This is a genomic window from Alsobacter sp. SYSU BS001988 (assembly GCF_054796215.1).
The window spans coordinates 1-2860 of the sequence record NZ_JBTAMK010000040.1; the positions used below are offsets into that span (position 1 = coordinate 1).

Consider the following 2860-nt stretch of genomic DNA (forward strand, 5'->3'; position numbering starts at 1 on the left):
CACCACGCGCGGCGCCAGCGTGATGTTCTCACTAACCGAGAGATGCGGGAACAGATTGAAGCTCTGGAAGACGATGCCAACTTCTTGTCGGAGCTTGCGCAGGTTGGTCTTGGGGTCATTGACCTGAACCCCATCGATGCGGATCGTGCCGGCCTGGATCGGCTCCAACCCGTTCAGGCAGCGAAGAAGCGTGCTTTTGCCCGAGCCTGATCGGCCAATCAACGCCACGACTTCGCCCGTTGCAACATCGAGGGAAATGTCCTTCAGCACCTCCAGCGTGCCGTAGCTCTTGCTGATGTTCTGGATCTCAACGAGCGGCATCGAGCTTCCGCTCCAGCGAGCGGCTCCACTGGGTTAGAGGGAAGCACAGGGCGAAGTAAATGCAGGCGACGGTGATGTAGACGGCAAAAGGTTTGTAAGTTCCGGCTGCAGTGAGCTGGCCTTCACGCGTGAGCTCCACAAGACCGATCGTCGCTGCGAGCGAAGTATTCTTGATCAACTGGACAAGGAAGCCGACGGTCGGGGGGATGGCGATCCGGACCGACTGCGGAACGATGACGTAGCGCAACTGCTCCATTGTCGAAAGGCCCAGCGAAGCGCCGGCCTCCCATTGCGTTTTCGCGATCGAGACAAGAGCGCCTCGCCAAATCTCGCCCAGGAAAGCGCTTCCATAAATCGAGAAGGCCACTGCAGCTGCGAGCCACGGGTTGACCGAGATGCCAACGAGCGGCAGGCCGAAGAAGATCATAAAGAGCCACACGAGCAGCGGCGTGCCCTGCACGACGTGGACATGGAACGCCACTAGCCAGCGTAGCGGGGCTATGGGCGAAATACGAGCAATGGCGAACACCAGCCCGAGCAAAGCCGAGCCGGCGAAAGCCGTCGCAGTCAGGGCCAGCGTCCAGCGCGCGGCCGCGATCAAATACATGACATCGATATAGGAGAAGGTGCGGATCATCGCCTGACGAACGCCCAGTAATAAATGCCGGCGAACATTCCGCGAAAGGCGAAGGCGAGCCCAAGGTAGAGACCGCCAATCACGGCGTAGACCTCGAAATCCCGAAAGGTGCGTGATTGCACGATCGAAGCGGCGTGGAATAGGTCCTCCACCGAGATCTGCGAGACGATGCTGGTGGCCAACATCAGCAGCACGAACTGACTGGCGAGCGCCGGGAACATCGCCTCGAGCGCCGGAAACACCACGACGTAGCGGAACACCTGAAGGCCTGACAGTCCAAGGGACTGCCCGGCCTCAATTTGCGACCTCGGCACGGCCTCGAACCCGGCGCGCACGATTTCTGTCGTATAAGCGCCGAGATTGATCACCAACGCGATGACCGCGGCCGTCATCCCATCAAGCCGGATCCCGAAACTGGACAGACCGAAGAAGATGAGAAAGAGCTGGACCAGCAGCGGCGTGTTGCGGATGACCTCGACATAGACGCCCACGACGCGCTTCAGCCAATGGGGCCCGTAAACCCGCCCGGCCGCGCAGGCGATTCCGATCATGAGTCCGCCCAGCATCGCCGCAGCCGAGAGCAGGAGCGTGATCAAAACGCCGTCGAGGAGAGACTCCCAAGCCGCAAAGACGTCGCGGAACTGAAGCCCGTATTTCATGGCGCGGGATGCCGGACGGCGCGCAGGAGCTCAGCCACCGGCCTTAAGCACCTGGAGTGAGCGGGCGAAAGCCGTTCCATCTATTCCCCTTTACAGGGAGACTACGAGGCGTTCTTATTTGATGTCAATCTTCACATATGAACAGCATGCCCGGACGATCCGAACCAGAGAACACGGACAAGATCGCCTATGCTGCGCCGGCGCTCGAGAAGGGTTTGGACATCCTCGAACTGCTGGCGGAAGTGGGTGAGCCTCTCTCGACCCGCGCCATTGCCGAGCGCCTCAGTCGCTCGCGCAGCGAGATTTTCCGAATGGTTTTCGTGCTTCAGCAACGGGGCTACTTGGTGCGGGAAGCCGGTACGGACAGGTTGGCGCTTTCACGACGCCTGTTCGATCTTGGCATCAGGACCCCAGGTGGGCGCCAGTTGACCTCTGTCGTCCTGCCTTTGATGGAGCGCTTCAGTGAAGAAACAGGCCAGGCAGCGCATCTGGTCGTTCTGAGCAGGGCGCAGACGGTGGTAATCGCCACGACGTCCGGTCATCTCGACGCAACCGTGACCGTCCGCCCCGGCTATGGCCGCCCGGCGCTGGAAGCCAATTCCGGCCTGCTCATCCTCGCCTTTCAGCCAAAACCGCGCCGACATGCTCTGATGCGCGACGCCAGTGCCACTGAGCGGGAACAACTCGGCTCACAAGAGCTTCTCAACACGTTCGATCAGATATTGGCGCAGGGCCACCGGGTCGCGCCAAGCCGCGATATTATGGCAGTGACCGACATCGCTTGCCCGATCATTGGGCCCGCAGGCTACGCCGAAGCGGCGATTTTGGTTCCGTCCTTGCGGCGGCACCGTTCAGTCTCAAACGAGAACGCCATCTTAGCTGCACTTAAGGCAACCTGTGTAGAAGCCGGGGCGCAGCTTTTACCTTGATCAGCCCGCTAAGATGGACGCCAGTGTGGTCGCAAAGGGTAAGCTTCAGCTGGTTAGGCGCGAACAGCGGCGCAAGTTGGGTGCGCCTTCTCGAGCCCGATAGCGGCACGGTCGCCGCCGTGCGCCCAACAAATGAGTGAGTGTCTGGCGAGATCGTGGTGGACGGCGCGCCGGTGACGCGCCCCAGCGGCGAGATGGGCATCGTGTTCCAGGCTCCCGTGCTGCTGGACTGGCGCAGCGTGCGCGAGAACCTGCTCTTCCAGATCGAGATGCGGGGCCTGCGCAAGGCCGACTACGCGGCGCGCGCCGACGAG

4 protein-coding genes are annotated in these 2860 nt (G+C 61.3%); 1 reads left to right on the forward strand and 3 read right to left on the reverse strand.

What is annotated here, in order from left to right:
- From ACYVO7_RS25650 to ACYVO7_RS25660, 3 genes are all read right to left on the reverse strand, one after another.
- Positions 1–321: ATP-binding cassette domain-containing protein (locus ACYVO7_RS25650; protein WP_460452594.1), on the reverse strand; the 321-nt coding region annotated here is incomplete at its 3' end.
- Positions 308–958, reverse strand: a complete 651-nt coding sequence (locus tag ACYVO7_RS25655; RefSeq protein WP_460452595.1) for an amino acid ABC transporter permease — start codon at positions 956–958, stop codon at positions 308–310. The genes ACYVO7_RS25655 and ACYVO7_RS25650, both read right to left, overlap by 14 nt.
- On the reverse strand, positions 955–1617 hold the full coding sequence (locus tag ACYVO7_RS25660; RefSeq protein ID WP_460452596.1) for an amino acid ABC transporter permease: 663 nt from the start codon (positions 1615–1617) through the stop codon (positions 955–957). Before ACYVO7_RS25660 ends, ACYVO7_RS25655 begins: the two co-directional genes overlap by 4 nt.
- A 137-nt stretch (positions 1618–1754) precedes the next feature.
- Here ACYVO7_RS25660 and ACYVO7_RS25665 point away from each other — a divergent pair, with 137 nt between their 5' ends.
- A complete protein-coding gene (locus tag ACYVO7_RS25665; RefSeq protein WP_460452597.1) occupies positions 1755–2546 on the forward strand; it encodes an IclR family transcriptional regulator in 792 nt (263 codons plus the stop codon).
- The last annotated feature ends 314 nt before the right edge of the window (positions 2547–2860 follow it).

Bases quoted from the DNA above. Each gene is read 5' to 3' on its own strand.
- ACYVO7_RS25655 (WP_460452595.1), bottom strand. From the start codon at position 958: ATGATCCGCACCTTCTCCTATATCGATGTCATGTATTTGATCGCGGCC.
- ACYVO7_RS25660 (WP_460452596.1), bottom strand. From the start codon at position 1,617: ATGAAATACGGGCTTCAGTTCCGCGACGTCTTTGCGGCTTGGGAGTCT.
- ACYVO7_RS25665 (WP_460452597.1), top strand. From the start codon at position 1,755: ATGAACAGCATGCCCGGACGATCCGAACCAGAGAACACGGACAAGATC.